The organism is Actinomadura sp. K4S16 (assembly GCF_008327685.1).
GTDB lineage: Bacteria > Actinomycetota > Actinomycetes > Streptosporangiales > Streptosporangiaceae > Spirillospora.
This window is the reverse complement of sequence record NZ_BDDE01000018.1, coordinates 297,233-312,930: the sequence shown is the minus strand read 5'-3', so window position 1 is coordinate 312,930 and position 15,698 is coordinate 297,233. Positions and strand designations below refer to the sequence as shown.

Genomic DNA, 15,698 nt, shown 5'->3' with positions numbered 1-15,698 from the left:
CGCGGCCTCACGCGCCGCCGCGCAGCTCGTATCGCGGATTGAACATGACCTTGCGCCCGTCCTGCTCGCTCACCAGGCCCTCGGCGCGCAGCCGGCGCCCCGGGTCGATCCCGGCGATCTTGCGGCGACCGAGCCAGACCAGGTTGATCACATCGGTGCCGTCGTAGAGCTCGGCCTCCAGGGCGGGGGCGCCGCCCCGGGGACGGAGCGTCACCGTACGCAGCGTACCCGCTACGCAGTGCCGCTTGCGCGTGCCGCACTCCGTGATCGGCGTCGCGCCCTCGTCGCCGGTGGTCTTCTGCAGCTCCTCGGCCTCGAGCTCGGCCTTGCTGGACGCCATGCGCCGCAGGAAGCGCCGCAGCCCGCCCTTGCCGCGCTCCCGCTCGCGGGGCTCCGCCCCCGGCGGCGTGCTGGCCGAAACCTCGTCCATACCTCGAAGCGTATGGCATCCCCGGACGAAGCGGACCCCTTGCCCCGCCGCCGGATCGAAGCCGGTTCAGCTGTGGAATGAAGCATTCCGTTCTGCTATTATCGGAACAGAGCATTCCGCTCCAAGTGGAAGGACGGATCATGACCGCCACCCTCGAAACCCCGGCCGCCGGAACCGGGACCCGCCCCGGCGACGGCGCCGCGCAGGCCCCGCGCCGCTGGCTCGGCCTCTCGGCGATCCTGGCCGCCACCCTGCTGAACCTGCTCGACTCCACCGTGGTGAACGTGGCCGCGCCCGCGATCCGCGCGGACCTCGGCGGGTCGTACTCCGCGCTGCAGTGGACGGCCGCCGGCTACACGCTCGCCCTCGCGGTGGCGCTGCTGACCGGCGGCCGGCTCGGCGACATGTTCGGGCGGCGGCCCGTCCTGCTCGCGGGGGCGGCCGGGTTCATGGCGATGTCGGTGGCGTGCGCGTTCGCCTGGTCGCCGGAGAGCCTGATCGCCGCCCGGGTCGCGCAGGGGCTGTGCGCCGCGGTGATGGTCCCGCAGGGCTTCGGGCTGATCCGGGACCTGTTCGGCCGGGACACCGGGAAGGCGTTCGCGCTGTTCGGGCCGGTGATCGGGCTGGCCACCATCCTCGGGCCGGTGGTCGCGGGGCTGCTGATCGACGCCGACCTCTTCGGCACCGGCTGGCGCGCGATCTTCCTGGTGAACGTGCCGGTCGGCGCCTACGCGCTGGCCGTGGGCGCCCGGGCGCTGCCCGCCCCGGCGGCCGCGGACCGGTCGGGCGGCCTGGACGGCGCCGGGATGCTGCTCGGCGGCCTCGGCATGAGCATGCTGGTATACCCGCTCGTCCAAGGCCGCGAGCTCGGCTGGCCCGCCTGGTCGCTCGCGCTGCTCGCCGGCTCGGTCCCCGTCCTCGCCCTGTTCGCCCTGCACCAGCTGCGCCGCGCCCGCCGGGGCCGGACGCCGCTGGTCCGGCTGAGCGTGTTCGGCAACCGGGCCTACGCCTCCGGGGTCCTGTTCGTCATCGTCTTCTTCGGCGCGATCGCCGGGTTCTCGCTCGCCACCGGCCTCTTCCTCCAGCTCGGCCTCGGCTACACGCCGCTGGCCGCGAGCCTGGCCATGTCGTCCTGGGCGGTCGGGGCGTTCGCCGGGTCGGCGTTCAGCGGCATGACCATGGCCAGGCTCGGCCGCAGGATCCTGCACCTCGGCCTGGCGCTGATGGCCGCGGGCCTGACCGCCCTGTACGCCGTGTTCGAGGCGGTCGGGACGGACGTCGGCGGCTGGCACCTGGCCGCGCCGCTGCTGCTGTTCGGCGCCGGCATGGGCATGATCTTCGTCCCGCTGTTCGACGTCATCGTCGCGGGCATCGCCGACCACGAGGTGGGCTCCGGCTCGGCCGCGCTGGAGTCGGTCCAGCAGCTCGGCGCGTCCCTCGGCATCGCGGTCCTCGGCACGGTCTTCTTCGGGGCGATCGGCGCCCCGGTGGCCGGGCGCTTCCTGGCGCCGGCCGCGCTGGAGGCCGCGGAGCAGGTCACCGCCCTGACCGCCGGGCTCACCGCCGCCGCGTTCCTGATCGCCTTCCTGCTTCCCCGAGGCGCCCGCGCGCACTGATCCCGCCCGCCCCTGGCCCGCCGTCCCCGAGGAACGGCGGGCCAGGGCGTTCGCACCTCCGCTGAGGCCCGCTCGGGGTGCTCAGGCGGTCGCGAAGCGGAAGGCGGAGATCGCGATGACCGCCGCCGCCACCGCCCAGTAGGCGCCGGAGGCGAAGGCGACGGCCCGGACCCGGCGGGGCTCGGGCAGGGCGGTGAAGGTGAGCAGCCAGGCCAGCAGCGGCAGGACGAGGATCGCGTGCATGGTCACGAAGTGCGCCGGCTTCAGCGCGGCGACGACGTGGTAGGCGGCCTGCTGGTCGCCGGACCGCACCGTCGTGACGCCGCGGGCGATCATCGCCGCGCCGGAGGCCAGGGCGAGCACCAGCGCGGCGAAGCCGGAGCGGACGGCCAGCCGCATGCTCGGCGCGACCTCCTCGTTCCGGCGGAAGGACGCGACCGCGAGCGCGACCAGCGTGACCACGAGGACGCCGCCGCCCGCCGCGAGCATCCGGGTGACGACCGTGTCGAACGCCGTCTCCTCGTTGAAGTGGGACGGCACCTTGCGCCACGCCTGGAGGGTGATGAGGGCTACCTCCACGACGCAGTCGGCCGCGAACACGCCGAGGATCGCGGTCCGCGCGCGGTCGCCGAGCCGGACGGACGCGCTGACCCACGCGATCGTCAGCAGCGTCAGGCCGAACGAGAGCCCGAAGGTCACGGGCTTGCGCCACGACACCGGCCCCGTCCACGGACCGCCGTCCACCGCGAACACGGCCAGGTGCAGCAGGCCGGAGGCCATCAGCGCGGCGCCGATCGCGTAGGCGGCCCGCTCGACGCGCCGGCCGTCCGTCCAGAACGCTCCCAGGGCCTGGACGGCGGCCGCCACCGGGAACCCGCCGCGCGAAGCCTCCACCGGTCCCGCCATGGTCCGCTCCTTCAGAAATGAGTGAGTGCTCACCCAGTATGGACGAGCACCCACGGCGGGACAAGGGAGGCGGTCAGCGCAGGGCCGCCTCCACGGCCGGGACGGCGATCGCGCGTCGCGTCGCGGCCCAGCTCGTCACGCCGGTCAGCACCGCGGCGAGGGCGACCACCGCGAGGAACGTCCCGACGTTCCCGGGCGGGACGGCGGAGTCGCGGCGGGCGAGGCCGAACGCCACGATCGTGAAGGCCGAGGCGACCGTCCCGCAGACCACGCCGGTGACCGTCAGCACCGCCGACTCCAGCGCGGCCGCGGTGAGCACCTGGCGCGGGGTCGCGCCCGCGAGCCGGGTCTGGCCGAACTCGCGGCGCCGGTGCGCGGTCGCCGCGATCAGCGTGTTGACCAGCATGATCGCCGTGAACAGCACCACCATGCCGATGACGACGAAGTTGAGCGTCTCGATGCCCTTCTGGTCGAGCGTCTTGGAGAGGCCGGCCGCGTCCATCGCCTCGTTCTCGATGGCCTGGGCGTAGAGCGTGCCGACCGCCGTCCCGACGAACAGGATGATCGGCGTGACCGCGGAGGCAAGGGCGCCCGCCCGGCGGCGCATCGTGGCCGCCGCGAGGTCCCCGGCCGCGCCGCCGAGCGCCCGCATCGGCCCGGCCGCCAGCGCCGTCGCACCGCGCATGATCGCCGGCGCCAGCAGGGCCAGCCCGATCCCGGCGAAGATGTCGGCCTGCCCGGAGGTCGCCATGGCGTCGCTGCCCTTGCCGTCCATCACCGTGAGCGTGGTGACCACCTCGCCGACGGCGACCAGCAGGAACAGCACCGCGAACACGATCCGCTTCCGGCTGAGCCGCGCGTCCCCGATGGCGGCGGCCGTCATCGACTCGGTCACCCGGACGCGCGTGGCGCGGCGCGCGGTGATCAGCGCGGCGGCGACCGCGGACACGAGCGTCACGCCGATCCCGAGTGACAGGGCGACGGCGCCGAAGCGGTAGCCGATGTCCGCGGGAACCTGGTCGGTGCCGTGCAGCAGCCCGAGCAGGGCACGGCCGGCCGGGTAGGCGGGCACGACCGCGAGCAGCGCCGCCGCCACGGCCAGGCCCGCCGCCTCGCCGACGATCATCCGGGCGAGCTGCGCCGGGGTCGCGCCGACGCTCTTGAGCAGTGCGATCTCCGACGCCCGCTGCCGCACCGACAGGGTCAGCGTCGAGGTCACCGCGAACACCACCAGCAGCAGCCCCCAGCCGCCGACGACGGACGCCATCGTCACCAGCGTCTCCCGGGCCTCGCCCGTCGCCCCGCTCGCCTCGGCCGTGTCGAGCATCGAGGCGAACGCCATGATCATTGTCGCGCCGAGGAACATCGCGAGGAAACTCGCCGTGAAGGCGCTCGCGCGGCGGCGCAGGGAGCGCAGAGCCAACTCGACCATGGTCACGCCTCCGCCATCGTGCGCTGGCGCTCGACCTCGTCGGCCAGGCGCGTCATCCGCTCCGCCACGGTCTCCGCGGTCGGCGCGGCCTGGTACCCCACGATCCGCCCGTCCGCCAGGTACAGCACGGAGTCGGCGAAGGACGCGGCGACCGGGTCGTGGGTCACCATCACCACCGTCTGCCCGAACGCCCGCACCGACTCGCGCAGCAGGCCCAGCACGTCGCGGGCGCTCCGGGTGTCGAGCGCGCCGGTCGGCTCGTCGGCGAACAGCACCCGCGGCTCGGTGACCAGCGCCCTTGCGATCGCCACCCGCTGCTGCTGCCCGCCGGACAGCTCCGCGGGCAGGTGGCCGAGCCGGTCGCCGAGGCCCACCCGGTCCAGGACGGCCCGCGCCCGGTCCCTGTCCACCTTGCGGCCGGCGAGCTTCAGGGGGAGCACCGTGTTCTGCAGGACCGACAGCGTGGGCAGCAGGTTGAACTGCTGGAAGACGAAGCCGATCCGCTCCCGCCGGAACCTCGTCAGCGCCGCCTCCCCGTCGCCCGTCAACTCCGCGCCGTCGACGAAGACGCGGCCCTCGGTGGGACGGTCCAGACCGGCCGCGCACTGCAGGAGGGTGCTCTTGCCGGACCCGGACGGGCCCATGACCGCGGTGAACGACCCGGTCGGCAGCGACAGCGACACCCCGTCCAGCGCCACCACCCGGTTGCCCTCGGCGCCGTACACCCTGCGCACGTTCTCCAGCCGGAGCGCCTCCCCCGGCGCCTGGCGCGCCGGCTCCGCTCCCCTGCGTCCGAACATCGTCCTCACCTCCGCCCGGCGCCCCGGGCGGGCGCCTCCGGAACACGAAGCTACGGACGCGCGGGGCCGCCGGGGATGGGTCCAGCACGCCGATGGGGGTAGGCAAAACCCCACCATTGCCGGGCCCGGTTCCGCCCGCGGGGCGCCGGGCGGGTTAGAGTCGCCCGTGGTGCGCCGGGAAGTCTGGTCGGCAGGTCCCGTCATCCGCATGCCGTCCAGGGGGTTGTGTGCAGGCCACCGCCGCGATCGTCATCTTCGTCTGCGCGTACGTGCTGATCGCGTCGGAGCGGGTGCCCCGGACGGCGGTGGCGCTGGGCGGCGCGGGCCTGATGCTCCTGCTGCACGTCACCGACGCCGAGGCCGCGTTCTTCTCCCCCGAGTCCGGGATCGACTGGAACGTCATTTTCCTGCTGCTCGGCATGATGGTCATCGTCTCGGTGCTGCGCCGGACGGGCCTGTTCGAGTACGTGGCGATCTGGGCGGCCAAGCGTGCGCGGGGGCGCCCCTACCGGCTCATGGTGATGCTGATCGTGCTCACCGCGGTGGCGTCCGCGCTGCTGGACAACGTCACCACCGTCCTGCTGATCGCGCCCGTCACCTTCCTCGTCTGCGAGCGGCTCGCGCTGCGCCCCGAGCCGTACCTGATCGCCGAGGTCATGGCGTCCAACATCGGCGGCACCGCGACGCTGGTCGGCGATCCGCCCAACATCATCATCGCCAGCCGGGGCGGCCTGTCGTTCAACGACTTCCTGGTCAACCTGGCGCCGCTGGTGGTCGTGCTGCTGATCGTGTTCTGCCTGCTGGCCCGGTGGCTGTTCCGCTCGGCGTTCCGCTACGACCCGGACCTCGCCGCCGAGGTCATGGAGCTGGAGGAGCGGGAGGCCATCACCGACCGCCGGCTCCTCGCGCAGGGGCTCGCCGTCCTCGCCGTCGTCATCGCTGCGTTCGTGCTGCACCCCGTCCTGCACTACGAGCCGTCCGTGGTCGCGCTGCTCGGCGCCGGGCTGCTCGTCGCCGCGACCAGGGTGACCACCGAGGAGGCCCTCAGCGAGGTCGAGTGGCCCACACTGGTGTTCTTCGCCGGCCTCTTCGTGATGGTCGGCGGGCTGGTCGAGACCGGGGTCATCGGAGAGGTCTCCAGGGCCGCGGCGGACGCCACCGACGGCCGCCTCGGCGTCGCCGCGATGCTGCTGCTGTGGGCGTCCGCCGGGCTGTCGGCGATCGTGGACAACATCCCCTACGTCGCGACGATGAGCCCGATCGTCTCCGACCTCGTCCAGCAGCACCCCGGCGCCCAGGGGCACGTGCTGTGGTGGGCCCTCGCCCTCGGCGCCGACCTCGGCGGCAACGCCACCGCCATCGGGGCCAGCGCCAACGTGGTCGTGCTCGGCATCGCCGCCCGCAACGGCACGCCCATCAGCTTCTGGTACTTCACCCGCTACGGCATCATCGTCACCCTCGTGACGATCGCCCTGTCGACCCCCTACCTCTGGCTCCGCTATCTGTGATCGCCGGCTGCCCGCGAACGCCGGCCCGATCCGGGAGGATGGGGGGATGGACGAGGTGCCTGAGGACTGGGAACGCGCGCTCGCGATCGTGGCGCACCCCGACGACCTGGAGTACGGGACGTCGGCGGCGATCGCCAGGTGGACGGGCCAGGGCAAGAGCGTGACGGAGGTGCTGGCCACCCGCGGGGAGGCCGGGATCGACTCGATGGACCCCGACGAGGTGCGGCGGATCCGCAGCGCCGAGCAGGTCGAGGCGGCGCGGATCGTCGGCGTGGACACCGTCGAGTTCCTCGACCTGCCGGACGGCATGCTGGAGTACGGCCTGCCGCTGCGGCGGATGCTCGCCGCGGCGATCCGGCGGCACCGGCCCGAGGTGGTGCTGTCGCTGAACTTCCGCGAGACGTTCCCCGGCGGCGGCTTCAACATGGCCGACCACCGGGTGCTCGGACTCGCGGTCGCGGACGCGATCCGGGACGCGGCGAACCGGTGGGTGTTCCGCGACCTCGGGCTCGAACCGTGGCAGGGCGTCCGGTTCGCGCTGTTCGGCGGGTCGCCGGAGCCCACCCACTACGTGGACGTCACCGGGCACCTGCGGGCCGGCATCGACTCGCTGCTCGCGCACCGCGTGTACTTCGCGGGCCTCGGCGACGGGTTCGACGCCGAGGCGTTCCTCACCGGCATGGCCGAGGAGGGCGGGAAGGCCGCGGGCGTCGAGCACGCGATGGCCTTCGAGATGATCGGGAGCTAGCGGCGGGCGTTGGGCCGCTTGCCCTTGTTGTGCTTGCTCCGCTTGCGGGCCCGGCGCTTGCGCGTCTTCTTCGACATGTCCCGATTGACCGCCCGCAGGCCGGTCCGAGGCAAGCGATCGGCCGGGCGCCGGCGGCACGAACCCGCCCGGCCGCACGTCCGAAAAGGCGTGCGGCCGGGCGGGTCAGGTGCTCGTCCGGTCAGCGGACCTCGGTGATCTCGGGGCCGCGCTCGAACGGGTCGAAGGTCTCCACGGCCTCTTCCTCGCCGTCCTCGCCGGCCTCGCTGAACTCCTTGGGGATCTGCAGCTCCAGGAGCTCGCGGGGCGGCATCGGGGCGTCGCCGCGGTGCACGACCACGCCGCTCAGCACGTCCTCCAGGACCTGCCACTGCTCCTCGTCCTCGATCGCGGCGCCCTGCACCACGGCCTGGAGGAACCAGCGGGGGCCGTCGACGCCGAGGAAGCGGATGATCTGCGGCGCCCAGCCCTGCTCGACGAACTCCGCCGGGATCTGCTCGCGGACCTCCTGCGGCATCTCGGCGAGGACCTCCTCGGTCAGCGCCGCGGGGACCATCGCCAGCAGTTCGGGGCCGAACGGGCCCTCGCCCTCCTGGGTCTGGCCCTGCGCCTCCTCCTGGATGTCCTTGGCGGTCTCACGGCGCACGTCCTCCCAGATGCCGCTGCGCTTCGGCGCGGCGAACACCTGGAGCTGCATGGCGCTCTCCTCGTACTGCACCAGCACGGCGACGGGCCGCCCGTCGAGCGGGTTGCCCTCCTCGTCGACCTGGGTCGCCTCGAAGTTCACCTGGAAGCCCAGCCCCGGCGCGATCGGCACCTGGAGGGATCCGAAGTCCAGCCGCTGCATCTCGGGGAAGGAGTCCTCGGAATCCCACGGGCCGCCCGCGGACTCCGCCTTGGCCGACCCCGCCTCGGCGGGAGCGTCCTCGGCGTTCTCCGCCTGCTCCTCGGTCACCTCGGGACCCTCCGCGGGCTCCTCGGCCTGCCGGCGACGTCCAAAAGCCACGACTCACACTCCTTCTCGACTGTGCTCATTGTCCCCGGATCGCGGGGCCGGGCCGAATCCGCCGGTGGAGCCGAACCCGCCGGTTCCGCGCGCCGATCCGGGAAGCTCGGTGACCTCGTGGAACACCGCGTGCTCGACCCGCTGGACGACCATCTGCGCAATGCGGTCTCCGCGCCGCAGCCTCACCGTGGCGCGGGGGTCGGTGTTCAGCAGGGTCACCTTGATCTCACCCCGATAGCCGGCGTCGACCGTACCGGGTGCGTTGACGATGGTCACCCCCAACCTAGCGCCCAATCCGGAGCGGGGGTGAATGAAAGCGGCGTAGCCGTCCGGCAGCGCGATCGCCATCCCGGTGGGGACGACGGCGCGCTCGCCCGGCGCCAGTTCCACGTCGGCGGCCGCGACCAGATCGGCGCCCGCGTCGCCCGCGTGGGCGTACCGCGGCAGGGGCAGCTCCGGATCCAGCCGCCGGACCAGCACATCGACCTTGCTCACGGGCTCCACCTCACGCGTACCTGCCGGAGAACCACACGACCCTACCCAGGCGGCGGGCGGCGGCCGCGGCCGAAACGCCGCCGCCGCGCGAGTCCGGCAGTTGACCCTACCCGTTCCCGGCCATGACCACTTCCGGAAGGTTTGGCCCCGAAGTGAAGTATCACGCGTAGCGTCACCATTGTTACCCGCGGTGGCTCTTGGGGACGCGTTTCCCCAGGAAGGGGACGACATGGGCACACGCGAGCGGGCCGTCACCCACCGGTCCCTGGACGGCGTGCGGGTCCGGCTCACGGGCGACCACGATCTGCGGCGGCCGTGCACGTCGGTGGCCCGGATCGCCGGCGGCGGACGGCTCCACGAGATCTCCAGCGGCACCCGCGAGGACGCGCTGGCCTGGGCGTCCGACATCGGGGTCGACCGCTTCGAGCAGGAGTTCCGCATCCAGGGCGGGCGGCTGCGGGTCGGCCGGACGGCGACCCGCGACGCCGAGACGGGGCTGAGCGACCCCGTCCTCGCGGCCGTGTGGGAGGGCCGCCGCCACGCCGTGTTCACGCACCTCTACCACGGGCGCCCGGCGGACGCGGTGGCGTTCTTCGACACGGTGCGCCTGACCGAGCACGAGGACGGGATCACCGCCGTGCCGCGCGGCCGGGCACGCCGGCCCGAGCCCGCCGAGATGGTCAAGGAGGTGCCGGGGATCGGCCTGCTGGAGATCACCGCGCTGACCTCGGTGACGCGCAAGCGGCTGCCGCCCTGGCGCGGCGCCTCGGTCGCGGGCGGCGAGCTGTTCCGGGACGCCGTGGAGGGGCAGGGCCCCTACTTCCTGCTCGCGCTGCGGTCGCTGCTGGTGACCGTCCTGCCCGAGGAGGACCGGGTGCGGGACGTCCCCCGGCGGCTCGCGGGTCTGGCGGTCGAGGCGATCCGGTGACCGGGCTGCTCGCCGGGATCGCGGCGGTCGCGGTCCCGCTCGTCCTGCTGGCGTCGCTGGCCGGGCAGGTCAGGCGCCCGGCGGCGCTGGCCGCCGCGGTGCGGGCGCACCGGGTGCTCCCCGCCGCCCTCGCCGGGGCGGTCGCGGCGGCCGTGATCGCGGCGGAGGCGCTGATCGGCGCCGCGGGAGCGGCGGCGCTCCTGCTCCGGCTGGACGGGACGGCGCGCGCGGCCGGCGGGGCGGCGGCCGCCCTGCTGGCCCTGTACGCGGTCTACGGAGCGCACGTGGCCCGCACCCGGCGCGGCGTCCCCTGCGGATGCGGGGGCGCCGGCACGCCCATGACCGGGTGGGTCGCGGGACGGGCCGCCGCGCTCTGCGCGCTCGCCCTCCCCCTCGCCCTGCACGGGCCGCCCGCCGGGCCCACCGCGTACGAGTGGTCGATCGAGGTCGCGGCGGGCCTGGCGTTCGCCGTCCTCCTCTGGACGCTCCCGCACGCCATGACCGTTGAGAGCCCGGCCGTGGAGAGCACGGCCGCGGAGAGGAGGACGGCCGGATGAGCTTCCAGAACAGCGCGCTCCTGCTGTCGTGGGTGGCGATCCTGCTGCTCGCCCTGGTGGTCGCCGGCCTCGTCCGGCAGGTCCACGCGCTCAGCCCGGGGGCGTCCCGGCCCGCCGCGCTCGGCCCCGCCGCGGGCGCGCCCGCGCCCGCCTTCGACCGGCTCGGGCCCGGCCTGCTGCTCTTCCTGGACCGCGACTGCGGCGTCTGCGCCGATGTCCTCGCCGCCGTCCCGTCCGACCGGCCGCTGCACGCGATCTTCGCCGGTGCGCCGTCCGAGGACGCGTCCCGTCCGGGCGTGACCGTCCTCGCCGGCGAGCAGGACGGCCTGTTCGCCGACTACCGCGTCCCCGCCACCCCGTTCGCCGTGCTGGTCGGCGCGGACGGGCGCGTGCGGGCCGCCGAGCCCGTCGGTTCCCCCGAAGCCCTCCGCGCACTCACCCTGGAGGCCGCACGATGATCGAACTCGAAGACGTCCCGCCGCTGCGCGGCCCGCGCCCGGAAGGGGCGCAGCGCGTCCGGCGGCGCCCGGCGCCCGCGGACGAGCCGCGGTTCCGCCCGGTGCGCCGCAGCGTCCTCACCGGGCTCGCCGCGGCGGGCGCCACCGCCGGGCTGAAGGCCCTCGGCGTGTTCCCGCCCGCGCGGGAGGCGCTCGCTTCGGGTTTCCAGCTGGTCGGCTACTACGACATCTACCCGCGCTGCCCCTCCTACGCGGCCAACCACAACTGCTCTCCGGGCTGCGGGCCCAGCCTGGTGTGCAGCGTGTGCTGCCGGACGAGCGGGAAGTACAAGGGCTTCCACAAGTCGGGCGTGTCGGATCCGGGGCGCTACAAGCTGCGCCCCAACCAGTGCTACGGCGGCGGCTACGACGGCTGGCTCTGGGCCTACGCCAAGAGCTGCGGAAGCTGCAAGAAGGGCGTCACCTGGCGCTGCCACGACGGCTGGAAGAAGTCCAAGAAGGGCAACTGGTACAAGACCATCTGCCGCAAGGCGATGGCGTGCAAGAACTGACCGCGGGGCGGCTGCGGCGAGGCGCGTCCGACCCGCTCCTTCCCGTGGCCGCCCTCGCGCTCCTGGCCGTGTCGGCCGCCGCCCTGGACGCCGCCGTCCTGTGCTGGGCGTCGATCGGCGCGCTCGCCGGGTTCTCCCTGTCGGGGAGCGTTTGAACGCGCAACAGCGAATCCGTGCTGTTCTCGCCAGGTTGGCGGGCCCCCGTACGGCAGGGCGAGGTCCTGGCCGTCTTCATCCTCGGGCTCCTGCTCGGAGGCACGCTCACCGCGGCGGCGGTCTGGCTGCTGTCAGGTCTTTCCGCCCCGCTCCCGGCACCGGCCCGCACCGCCGCGATCCTGGCCCTCGCCGGGCTGGGGGCCGCGCGCGAGGCCGGGCTGGTCAGCGTCCCCCTTCCGCAGAACGCCCGCCAGATCCCCCAGGAGGTCCTGCAAGCGCACCTCCGCCGGGGCGCGCTCCAGTTCGGCTTCGAGCTCGGCACGGGCGTGCGCACCTACGTCCCCGCCACGGCCCCCTACGTCCTGGCCCTGGGCCTGCTCCTCGTACACGAGGACCCGCTCACCACCGTCGTGGCCGGCACATTCTTCGGCGCCGGGCGCGCCCTGAGCGCCCTGCTGACCTACCTGGCCCGCGACGAGCACCGGGACGCCGCGCTGGCCGTCCGGATGCCGGCCGTGAAGACCGCGACGGCGATCGCCTCCCTGGCCGCCCTCGCCCTGCTGCTCCTGTGATCGAGGCCGCCCATGTCGATCAAGTCCCCTCCCCCGTGGGAGACTGGGCCCACCTCGCCGTCACTGGAGAGCCGTCGCCCACCGGGAAGGCACCGTTCGTGCTCTGGTCGCTGCTGATCGCCCTGCTGCTGCGGGGGTTCGCCGTGGCCGAGTGGGCGGGGACGGCGCCCGGGCAGTCGGTCCTGGCCACGCTGGGCGCGCTGACCGTGGCGGGGCTTCTGGTGCTCGCGGCTGTACGGGTCCGCGCGGCCCGGCAGGGGCACGGCGCGGCGCGGGCGCGGGTGCGGACGACCCTGCGCGAGAGGACGCTGCGGACCGCCTTCCTGCCGCAGCGCGATCCGGACGCGGCGGGACGGCCCCGTCCGCGCGCGCCCGGAACGGGGATCGCGGCCGCCTGAGCGCGGCCGGAACGCCATCGATCCCTCTTCCGGAAGGTTCTCCCATGTTCGACGTTCCCGTTTCGATCGCCGCCGCCCTCGTGGGCGGGCTGGCGGACGCCCTGGACCCGGTGGCCGGCGGCCTGGCCACCGCGCTGGCGATCGTGCTGTTCACCGCCGGGGTGCGGCTGGCGCTAGTCCCGCTGGCGGTCTCGGCCGCCAGGGGCGAGCGGGCGCGGGCCCGGCTCATGCCGAAGGTCCAGGCCCTGCAGAAGAAGCACGCGAAGAACCCGCAGCGGCTCCAGCGGGAGACGGCCGCGCTGTACGAGGCGGAGGGCGCCACGCCGGTGGCCGGGTGCCTGCCGATGGTCGCGCAGGTCCCGTTCTTCATGGTCATGTACCGGCTGTTCGTGTCGGCGACGGTCGCCGGGCACCAGAACGCGCTGCTCGCGCACACGCTGCTCGCGGCGCCGCTCGGGCAGAACTGGATCGGCGTCCTCGGCGGGGGCCTGCTCTCGCCGCCCTCGCTCGTCTTCCTCGGGCTGTTCGCGCTGCTCGCGGTCGTGGCCGCGGTCACGTCGCGGCGGGTGACCGCCGAGGGACCGGTCGGCGCCCTCGCGCGGGCGATGCCGTTCGGGACGATCGCCGTGGCGGCGTTCGTGCCCCTCGCGGCGGGGTTGTACCTGCTCACGTCCGGGGCGTGGACGGCCGCCGAGCGCGCCGTCCTGCACCGCCGGGCCGAGGCGGCGGTCTGATCGCCCTTGACGGATGTCCGGATGGCTGGGTTCGATGGCAACCGAACGGCGTTCTGACTTTCGAGGGCGGTGTGCGGTGACGACGACGGCGCGGGCGGGCACCCAGGGCGGCCCGCCGGAGGACGACCTGTCGGACCTGGCCTTCTGGTCGCTGCCGCCGGAGCGGCGGCTGGCGGCGTTCGCGCGGCTGCGCGAGCGCGAGCATCCGGCGTTCTTCCCGGAGCTCAAGCTGCCGTTCATCCGGACCGGGCCCGGCTACTACGCGCTCACCCGGCACGCGGACGTGGTGGAGGCCAGCCGGACGCCGGACGTCTTCAGCAGCGAGCCGTGCTCGAACAGCATCGCCGACCTGCCCCGGTACATGGCCCGCTACTTCGGCTCGATGATCAACATGGACGACCCGCGGCACGCCAAGATCCGCCGGATCGTGTCGCGGGCGTTCACCCCGCGCGTCCTGTCCAAGCTGGAGACCGACCTCCAGGCGACCGCGACGCGGATCGTGGACGACCTGGAGCGCAAGGGGTCGGCCGACTTCGTCACCGACGTCGCGGCGCGGCTGCCCGTGCAGGTCATCTGCGACATGATGGGCATCCCCGAGCATCTGCGCCCGATGGTGTACGACCGGACGAACATCATCCTCGGGCTCGGCGACCCCGAGTACACCGGCGGCAAGGACGTGATCCGGGAGGGCATCACCCGGATCGGCGTCCTGTACGGGCTGCTGATGGCGATGTCGGCGGGCTACGAGCTGAACCACCTGGCGATGAAGCTCGCCCGCAGGCGCCGCCGGCACCCCGGCGACGACCTCGTGTCGAGGCTGGTCTCGGCCAACGTGGACGGGGAGTCGCTGACCGACCAGGAGATCGGCTCGTTCTTCATCCTGCTCGTCGTGGCCGGCAACGAGACGACCCGCAACGCGATGACGCACGGGCTGAAGCTGTTCACCGACAACCCCGAGCAGCGGGCCCTGCTGATGGAGGACTTCGACGCCCGCATCCCCGGCGCGGTCGAGGAGATCGTCCGGATGGCGACGCCGGTCATCCAGTTCCGGCGGACCGTGACCCGCGACCACGAGATGAACGGCCACCGCTACCGGGCGGGCGACAAGGTCCTGCTGTTCTACAACTCCGCGAACCGCGACGCGGAGGTGTTCACGGACCCGGACGTCTTCGACATCACCCGCTCCCCCAACCCGCACGTCGGGTTCGGCGGCCCCGGCCCGCACTTCTGCCTGGGCGCGAACCTGGCCCGGCAGGAGATCACGGTGATGTTCCGGGAGCTGTTCACCCGCGTCCCGGACATCCGGGCGAGCGGCGACCCGCAGATGCTCTACTCCAACTTCATCAACGGCATCAAGCACCTGCCCTGCACGCTGTGAGCGGCGGCCCCGCGCTCCCAGGGCGCGCCGGGGCTCAGGACGCCGGGCGTCCGGCGGCCCGCGCCGCCGGCGACACCGCGAGGTAGTCCAGCGCCCGCTGCGTCGAGCACACGCGGGACGGATGGTAGTCGCGCCGCAGGTACGCGCGGCCGGCGGAGATCATGAACCGGTTGCTGGGGAACAGCCCGCGCCGCACCGCCCGCCGGTAGTCGCGGATCCGCGGGCGGACGCCCTTCAGCGCCGGGTCGGCCCGGCACAGGAACACCGCTCCGGCGTACACCATCAGGGGCAGCGCGAGGACGCCGAGGAAGAACGCGATGAACCGCATCCAGTACCGCCCGGCCACGTGCTGGTAGACGTCGAACGCGACGGACCGGTGCTCGACCTCCTCGGCGCCGTGCCAGCGCAGGAGGTCCATCATCGTGGGGTCGGCGCCTGCCTCGTCCAGTTCGCGGGCGTCCAGGATCCACTGGCCGAGGACCGCCGTGTAGTGCTCGATGCCGGCGATGACGCCGATCCGGACGAACAACCAGCGCTTGCGGGGCAGGAACGGGATCCAGCACCGGTCACCGAGGATCCGCCGGAACACCCACTCGATCCGGGCGGTGAGCGGGCGCGGGTCGAGGCCCTGCTCCAGCATCTGCCGGTCCAGGACGCCCTGGTGGGAGTAGGCGTGCACGGCCTCCTGGCCCATGAAGCCCTTGACCTCGCGGTAGAGGCGCTCGTCGTCCTGGACGAGCGGCAGCGCCTCCTTGTAGACGTGCACGAACCACCGCTCACCGGCGGGCAGCAGCAGATGCAGGACGTTGATGAAGTGGGTGGCGACGGGCTCGCCCGGGATCCAGTGCAGCGGCGTGTCCGCCCAGTCGAACCTCACCCGCCGCGGGGCGATGACGGGGTGCCGCTCGTCGATCTCGCTCATCCCGTCTCCCTCTCCCGCCGCGCCGGGCCGCACCGGGCCGCGCCGCGTGCCCGGCGCGCACCCCAATTAGACTAGTAATCTAATA

At 73.7% G+C, this 15,698-nt stretch carries 19 protein-coding genes; 12 read left to right on the top strand and 7 right to left on the bottom strand.

Annotated elements, in window-relative coordinates; genetic code table 11:
• Positions 1–7: 7 nt before the first annotated feature.
• A complete protein-coding gene (locus K4S16_RS29535; RefSeq protein WP_149262312.1) occupies positions 8–430 on the bottom strand; it encodes an OB-fold nucleic acid binding domain-containing protein in 423 nt (140 codons plus the stop codon).
• A gap of 140 nt (positions 431–570) precedes the next feature.
• Here K4S16_RS29535 and K4S16_RS29530 point away from each other — a divergent pair, with 140 nt between their 5' ends.
• Entirely contained in the window at positions 571–2,046 is a 1,476-nt protein-coding gene (locus tag K4S16_RS29530; RefSeq protein ID WP_149262311.1) for an MFS transporter, read from the top strand.
• A gap of 81 nt (positions 2,047–2,127) precedes the next feature.
• On the opposite strand, the gene K4S16_RS29525 is transcribed toward K4S16_RS29530, so the two are convergent.
• The 3 genes from K4S16_RS29525 to K4S16_RS29515 form a co-directional block, all read right to left on the bottom strand.
• Entirely contained in the window at positions 2,128–2,952 is an 825-nt protein-coding gene (locus K4S16_RS29525) for a hypothetical protein (RefSeq protein ID WP_200842187.1), read from the bottom strand.
• 73 nt (positions 2,953–3,025) lie between these two features.
• A complete protein-coding gene (locus K4S16_RS29520) occupies positions 3,026–4,384 on the bottom strand; it encodes an FtsX-like permease family protein (protein WP_149262310.1) in 1,359 nt (452 codons plus the stop codon).
• Between the two features lie 2 nt (positions 4,385–4,386).
• On the bottom strand, positions 4,387–5,184 hold the full coding sequence (locus tag K4S16_RS29515; protein ID WP_149262309.1) for an ABC transporter ATP-binding protein: 798 nt from the start codon (positions 5,182–5,184) through the stop codon (positions 4,387–4,389).
• A gap of 227 nt (positions 5,185–5,411) precedes the next feature.
• On the opposite strand from K4S16_RS29515, the gene K4S16_RS29510 reads away from it, so the two are divergent.
• A complete protein-coding gene (locus K4S16_RS29510; protein WP_149262308.1) occupies positions 5,412–6,692 on the top strand; it encodes an ArsB/NhaD family transporter in 1,281 nt (426 codons plus the stop codon).
• Between the two features lie 88 nt (positions 6,693–6,780).
• A complete protein-coding gene (locus K4S16_RS29505) occupies positions 6,781–7,440 on the top strand; it encodes a PIG-L deacetylase family protein (RefSeq protein ID WP_375708352.1) in 660 nt (219 codons plus the stop codon).
• 199 nt (positions 7,441–7,639) lie between these two features.
• Here the strand turns inward: K4S16_RS29505 and K4S16_RS29500 are convergent, their stop codons facing one another.
• The gene (locus K4S16_RS29500) at positions 7,640–8,464 is read right to left on the bottom strand and encodes a DUF3710 domain-containing protein (RefSeq protein ID WP_149262306.1); all 825 of its coding nucleotides are present in this window, start codon (positions 8,462–8,464) and stop codon (positions 7,640–7,642) included.
• A gap of 3 nt (positions 8,465–8,467) precedes the next feature.
• Positions 8,468–8,968 (bottom strand): dUTP diphosphatase, encoded by a 501-nt coding sequence (gene dut / locus K4S16_RS29495; protein WP_149262305.1) that lies wholly within the window; start codon positions 8,966–8,968, stop codon positions 8,468–8,470.
• A gap of 220 nt (positions 8,969–9,188) precedes the next feature.
• Here dut and K4S16_RS29490 point away from each other — a divergent pair, with 220 nt between their 5' ends.
• From K4S16_RS29490 to K4S16_RS29455, 9 genes are all read left to right on the top strand, one after another.
• Complete coding sequence (locus tag K4S16_RS29490; RefSeq protein WP_149262304.1) at positions 9,189–9,887, top strand: hypothetical protein; 699 nt, start codon at positions 9,189–9,191, stop codon at positions 9,885–9,887.
• Positions 9,884–10,444, top strand: coding sequence for a MauE/DoxX family redox-associated membrane protein (locus K4S16_RS29485; RefSeq protein WP_149262303.1), 561 nt, complete (start codon positions 9,884–9,886; stop codon positions 10,442–10,444). Before K4S16_RS29490 ends, K4S16_RS29485 begins: the two co-directional genes overlap by 4 nt.
• The gene (locus K4S16_RS29480) at positions 10,441–10,902 is read left to right on the top strand and encodes a hypothetical protein (RefSeq protein WP_149262302.1); all 462 of its coding nucleotides are present in this window, start codon (positions 10,441–10,443) and stop codon (positions 10,900–10,902) included. Before K4S16_RS29485 ends, K4S16_RS29480 begins: the two co-directional genes overlap by 4 nt.
• The gene (locus tag K4S16_RS29475) at positions 10,899–11,453 is read left to right on the top strand and encodes a hypothetical protein (protein WP_149262301.1); all 555 of its coding nucleotides are present in this window, start codon (positions 10,899–10,901) and stop codon (positions 11,451–11,453) included. Before K4S16_RS29480 ends, K4S16_RS29475 begins: the two co-directional genes overlap by 4 nt.
• Positions 11,441–11,608, top strand: coding sequence for a hypothetical protein (locus K4S16_RS44545; RefSeq protein ID WP_160161071.1), 168 nt, complete (start codon positions 11,441–11,443; stop codon positions 11,606–11,608). The genes K4S16_RS29475 and K4S16_RS44545 overlap by 13 nt, the downstream gene beginning before the upstream one ends.
• Positions 11,609–11,626: 18 nt before the next feature.
• Positions 11,627–12,181, top strand: a complete 555-nt coding sequence (locus K4S16_RS29470) for a hypothetical protein (RefSeq protein ID WP_149262300.1) — start codon at positions 11,627–11,629, stop codon at positions 12,179–12,181.
• A gap of 35 nt (positions 12,182–12,216) precedes the next feature.
• Positions 12,217–12,579, top strand: a complete 363-nt coding sequence (locus K4S16_RS29465; protein WP_149262299.1) for a DUF6412 domain-containing protein — start codon at positions 12,217–12,219, stop codon at positions 12,577–12,579.
• A gap of 44 nt (positions 12,580–12,623) precedes the next feature.
• On the top strand, positions 12,624–13,313 hold the full coding sequence (locus tag K4S16_RS29460; RefSeq protein ID WP_149262298.1) for a membrane protein insertase YidC: 690 nt from the start codon (positions 12,624–12,626) through the stop codon (positions 13,311–13,313).
• 76 nt (positions 13,314–13,389) lie between these two features.
• Positions 13,390–14,691, top strand: a complete 1,302-nt coding sequence (locus tag K4S16_RS29455) for a cytochrome P450 (RefSeq protein WP_235037143.1) — start codon at positions 13,390–13,392, stop codon at positions 14,689–14,691.
• Positions 14,692–14,725: 34 nt separating this feature from the next.
• Here the strand turns inward: K4S16_RS29455 and K4S16_RS29450 are convergent, their stop codons facing one another.
• Positions 14,726–15,613: a metal-dependent hydrolase gene (locus K4S16_RS29450; protein ID WP_149262296.1), complete on the bottom strand. Its 888-nt coding sequence runs from the start codon at positions 15,611–15,613 to the stop codon at positions 14,726–14,728.
• Between the last annotated feature and the right edge of the window lie 85 nt (positions 15,614–15,698).

What these genes read in the sequence shown, in the direction of transcription:
- K4S16_RS29535 (WP_149262312.1), bottom strand. Translation starts at nt 430, where the DNA reads ATGGACGAGGTTTCGGCCAGCACGCCGCCGGGGGCGGAGCCCCGCGAG.
- K4S16_RS29520 (WP_149262310.1), bottom strand. Translation starts at nt 4,384, where the DNA reads ATGGTCGAGTTGGCTCTGCGCTCCCTGCGCCGCCGCGCGAGCGCCTTC.
- K4S16_RS29490 (WP_149262304.1), top strand. Translation starts at nt 9,189, where the DNA reads ATGGGCACACGCGAGCGGGCCGTCACCCACCGGTCCCTGGACGGCGTG.
- K4S16_RS29460 (WP_149262298.1), top strand. Translation starts at nt 12,624, where the DNA reads ATGTTCGACGTTCCCGTTTCGATCGCCGCCGCCCTCGTGGGCGGGCTG.
- K4S16_RS29530 (WP_149262311.1), top strand. Translation starts at nt 571, where the DNA reads ATGACCGCCACCCTCGAAACCCCGGCCGCCGGAACCGGGACCCGCCCC.
- K4S16_RS29450 (WP_149262296.1), bottom strand. Translation starts at nt 15,613, where the DNA reads ATGAGCGAGATCGACGAGCGGCACCCCGTCATCGCCCCGCGGCGGGTG.
- K4S16_RS29525 (WP_200842187.1), bottom strand. Translation starts at nt 2,952, where the DNA reads ATGGCGGGACCGGTGGAGGCTTCGCGCGGCGGGTTCCCGGTGGCGGCC.
- K4S16_RS29515 (WP_149262309.1), bottom strand. Translation starts at nt 5,184, where the DNA reads ATGTTCGGACGCAGGGGAGCGGAGCCGGCGCGCCAGGCGCCGGGGGAG.
- K4S16_RS29475 (WP_149262301.1), top strand. Translation starts at nt 10,899, where the DNA reads ATGATCGAACTCGAAGACGTCCCGCCGCTGCGCGGCCCGCGCCCGGAA.
- K4S16_RS29480 (WP_149262302.1), top strand. Translation starts at nt 10,441, where the DNA reads ATGAGCTTCCAGAACAGCGCGCTCCTGCTGTCGTGGGTGGCGATCCTG.